Here is a 3,289-nt window from a genome sequence, read left to right on the forward strand (position 1 = left end):
TGACCGCGTTCCCTCGGACCCGGGTGGGCACCTGGACGTCACGCCCACCCCTGGCGGTCGCGCTGGACGTGCCCGACGGGCCGTCCGCCCTGCGGCTGGCCGCGGCGGTGGCCCCGCACGTGGCCGTCCTGAAGGTGGGCCTGGGGCTGTTCCACCGGGAGGGCCCCGGCATCGTGACGGCCCTGCGGGACCTGGCCACGGACGTGCCGCGCGAGACAGCGCACGTGCCACGCGGGACAGGGCGCCCGCCTGGCACGGCCGCGGACGGGCCGGGCGCCGGCGGGCCCCCTGTCCCCGGTGTCCCCACTGCCTCCGCTGCCGGCCCCACCGCCTCCGCTGCCGGCCCCACGGCCCGTGCTGCCGGGGCCCAGGCTGCCGAGGAGCGTGTCGGGCTGTTCCTCGACCTCAAGCTGCACGACATCCCCAACACGGTGGCCGCGGGGATGCGCTCCGTGGCCCGGCTGGCGCCCCGGTACGTGACGGTGCACGCCGCCGGGGGCACGGCGATGGTGCGCGCCGCGGTCGACGCCGCGCCCGACGTCGAGGTCGCCGCGGTGACCGTCCTGACCTCCCTGGGGGGCGCGGAGCTGGCCGCCGTCGGGTTCGCCGGGACGCCGTTGGACGTCGTGCGCAGGCTCGCGGCACTGGCGGTGGCCGCGGGCGCGCGCGCGGTGGTGTGCAGCCCCCGGGAGGTCGCCGCGGTCCGTTCGGAAGTTGGAAATGATGTGACTCTTATCACACCTGGCATCCGTGCGGCGGGGTCGCGGCCCGATGATCAGGCGCGTGCCGCAACACCCGCCGAAGCTGTCGACGCAGGTTCCGATCTTCTCGTGGTCGGCCGTCCGATCATTGCCACCGACGATCCGGGGGCTGCCGCGGCCCGGTTCGTGGCCGGATGGCGACCCGGCCACGGTGCCGCTGACCTGGTGTGACATCACACAGGCCCCACTCCGGCCATCTCGAGGGGATCTGCCCGGTACGGTGGTCCGCGAGCGACCGAAAGCAAAGGGCGCGTGTGGCGGCAACCCGATTCAGGCCAACGTATGGACCCCGTCCTGTGGACAATAGTCCGCGGATGTGCCCGTACCGCCGGCTGGACCGAGACACCCGTTATTCGCTAGTTTGCGCGGCGCCGTGATCACCCCAAAGAAGGAGGCGTACCCGTGCCCCTGCCGCCCCTCACGCCCGAGCAGAGGGCTGCTGCCCTCGAGAAAGCTGCGTTGGCGCGTAAGCAGCGTGCGGAACTCAAGGGACGGCTCAAGAAGGCGGAAGTGTCCCTCGCGTCCGTCCTGGAGAGAGCCGATACCGACGAGGTCATCGGAAAGATGAAGGTGGCCGCTGTTCTGGAATCCCTGCCCGGCGTCGGCCGCGTCCGCGCCACAAGGATCATGGAGCGGCTCGCGATCAGCGACAGCCGTCGCCTGCGCGGCCTGGGTGCCAAACAGCGTGCCGCACTGGTTCAGGAGTTCGCGGGTTCCTGAGCACCACCGGTGGCCGGCAGGCACATGACATATCCCTGGGCACAGCGAGGCTGGTACGGCGTCCCGGCAATGGTGGGCAATGGTGACAGGCACACCGCGCCGGGCCGCCGTACCGACTTTTCTTCGCCGGCGCGCCACCGGGCATGCGCACCGGCGAGCCGGGCGCGGCCAGCCGGTGCGGGAGCCGGCGGGCGGACGGCCGCGGGCCGCGCGCGACCCGGGCCGACCGGGCCGACCGGTGGTCGCCACGGTGGGTCGCGCGCCGGGCGGTACACCGTCCGGCCACGGCCACGGCCACGGCCACGGCCGGGGCCGGGGCCACAGCCCGGCCACAGCCGGGCCGATCATGTTCTTTTGAGTGTGTGGCCGCGGCACACTACGGTGTATGGATGCGGCTCACCGTTCTGTCCGGTCCGTCAGGCGTCGGGAAAGGGACAGTCGTCGCCGAGGTACGCCGACGTCACCCCGAGGTCTGGGTTTCGGTCAGTTGCACGACACGAGCGCCGCGCCCGGGGGAGACCGACGGGGTGGAGTATCACTTCGTCGATGCCGAGGAGTTCACCCTGATGGTCAAGAAGGGTGAGCTTCTTGAGCACGCGATGTTCGCCGGTCATGCCTATGGAACCCCCCGCGCGCCGCTGGCGGCCCGTCTCGCCGAAGGGGTGCCGTGCCTGCTGGAAATCGAGCTCCAGGGCGCCCGTCAGGTACGTGCGGGTATTCCCGACGCCCGGTTTGTCTTCCTCGCACCACCGTCCTGGCAGGAGCTGGTCCGCCGGCTCACCGGACGCGGCACGGAGCCGCCGGAGGTGATCGAACGCCGCCTCGGCCGGGCCCGCACCGAGCTTGCCGCCGAATCCGAGTTCGACGCGGTGGTGGTCAACGACGACGTGGCCGGGGCCGCGGGCCGGCTGGTGGCCCTGATGGACACCGACTAGCGCCGCGGCTGGGCTGGGCCGGCTGGGCTGGGCCGCGGGCCGCCTGGCCGCGCCTGCCCTCCCGGCGTCGCCTGCTCCACTGTCGCCTGCTCTACTGTGGACAGGCCGTACCGTTGTGGTCCGAGGGCGTCGTGGTCCGAGAATACTGCTGAGGGTGCGGACGCCCACCAGCCCGCGGCTCACGGCCCCGGGCCGCGGGGCCGTGAGCCGCTCCGGCGGGGCCGCCGCGGTCCCGAGCGCCCGCCCTGACCCCGTTCCTCACGACCACATCGTTCTCCACGACCACATCCTGACCATCCTGACCATGCTGTCGGCCCGTCAGCGGGCTGACAGCCCCGTGTTTGCGGAAGGACACCGTGTCCGGCACTGTCGCGCAGCCCGAGGGCATCACCAACCCGCCGATCGACGAGCTCCTGGAAGCCACCGACTCCAAGTACAGTCTGGTGATCTACGCGGCCAAGCGGGCCCGGCAGATCAACGCCTACTACTCGCAGCTCGGTGAGGGCCTGCTGGAGTACGTCGGCCCACTGGTCGACACCGCCAGCGCCCAGGAGAAGCCGCTGTCCATCGCGCTGCGCGAGATCAACGCGGGTCTGCTGACGCACGAGACCGTCGGCGAGCCCCTGCCGCCGGCCTCCTGAGCGCCGGCGCCCTCCGACAGCCGCATGCCAGTCACATGTCGGCCCCCGCGCCACCCACGTCCCGGTGCCGCACACGCCGTCGGCGCACCTGCGGGTACCGCGGGGACGCCCGGTGCCGGCACCAGGACATCCGGTACCCCGGACGCGGGACGCCCGGGGCGTCCGGGGCCACCGGGGCACCCGTTCCACCGGGACATGACCGCTGATGTCCGCTGACACGCCCGCCGGCACC

General features: G+C 72.7%; 4 protein-coding genes. All 4 read left to right on the top strand.

Annotation, left to right across the window (positions count from 1 at the left end; translation table 11 throughout):
• Positions 1-23 precede the first annotated feature (23 nt).
• The 4 genes from pyrF to rpoZ all read left to right on the top strand — a co-directional run bounded on the left by pyrF (position 24) and on the right by rpoZ (position 3,057).
• On the top strand, positions 24-932 hold the full coding sequence (pyrF, locus tag AC5LSR_RS02110; protein ID WP_493468099.1) for an orotidine-5'-phosphate decarboxylase: 909 nt from the start codon (positions 24-26) through the stop codon (positions 930-932).
• 231 nt (positions 933-1,163) lie between these two features.
• A complete protein-coding gene (gene mihF, locus AC5LSR_RS02115; protein ID WP_250284822.1) occupies positions 1,164-1,481 on the top strand; it encodes an integration host factor, actinobacterial type in 318 nt (105 codons plus the stop codon).
• Between the two features lie 389 nt (positions 1,482-1,870).
• Complete coding sequence (gene gmk / locus AC5LSR_RS02120) at positions 1,871-2,416, top strand: guanylate kinase (protein WP_493468092.1); 546 nt, start codon at positions 1,871-1,873, stop codon at positions 2,414-2,416.
• 356 nt (positions 2,417-2,772) lie between these two features.
• On the top strand, positions 2,773-3,057 hold the full coding sequence (gene rpoZ, locus AC5LSR_RS02125; RefSeq protein WP_013874507.1) for a DNA-directed RNA polymerase subunit omega: 285 nt from the start codon (positions 2,773-2,775) through the stop codon (positions 3,055-3,057).
• Positions 3,058-3,289: the final 232 nt, after the last annotated feature.

This window comes from Protofrankia sp. CiP1_Cm_nod4, from assembly GCF_982290645.1.

Excerpts from the sequence above, each read along its gene's own strand:
- gmk (WP_493468092.1), top strand. The coding sequence starts at position 1,871 with ATGCGGCTCACCGTTCTGTCCGGTCCGTCAGGCGTCGGGAAAGGGACA.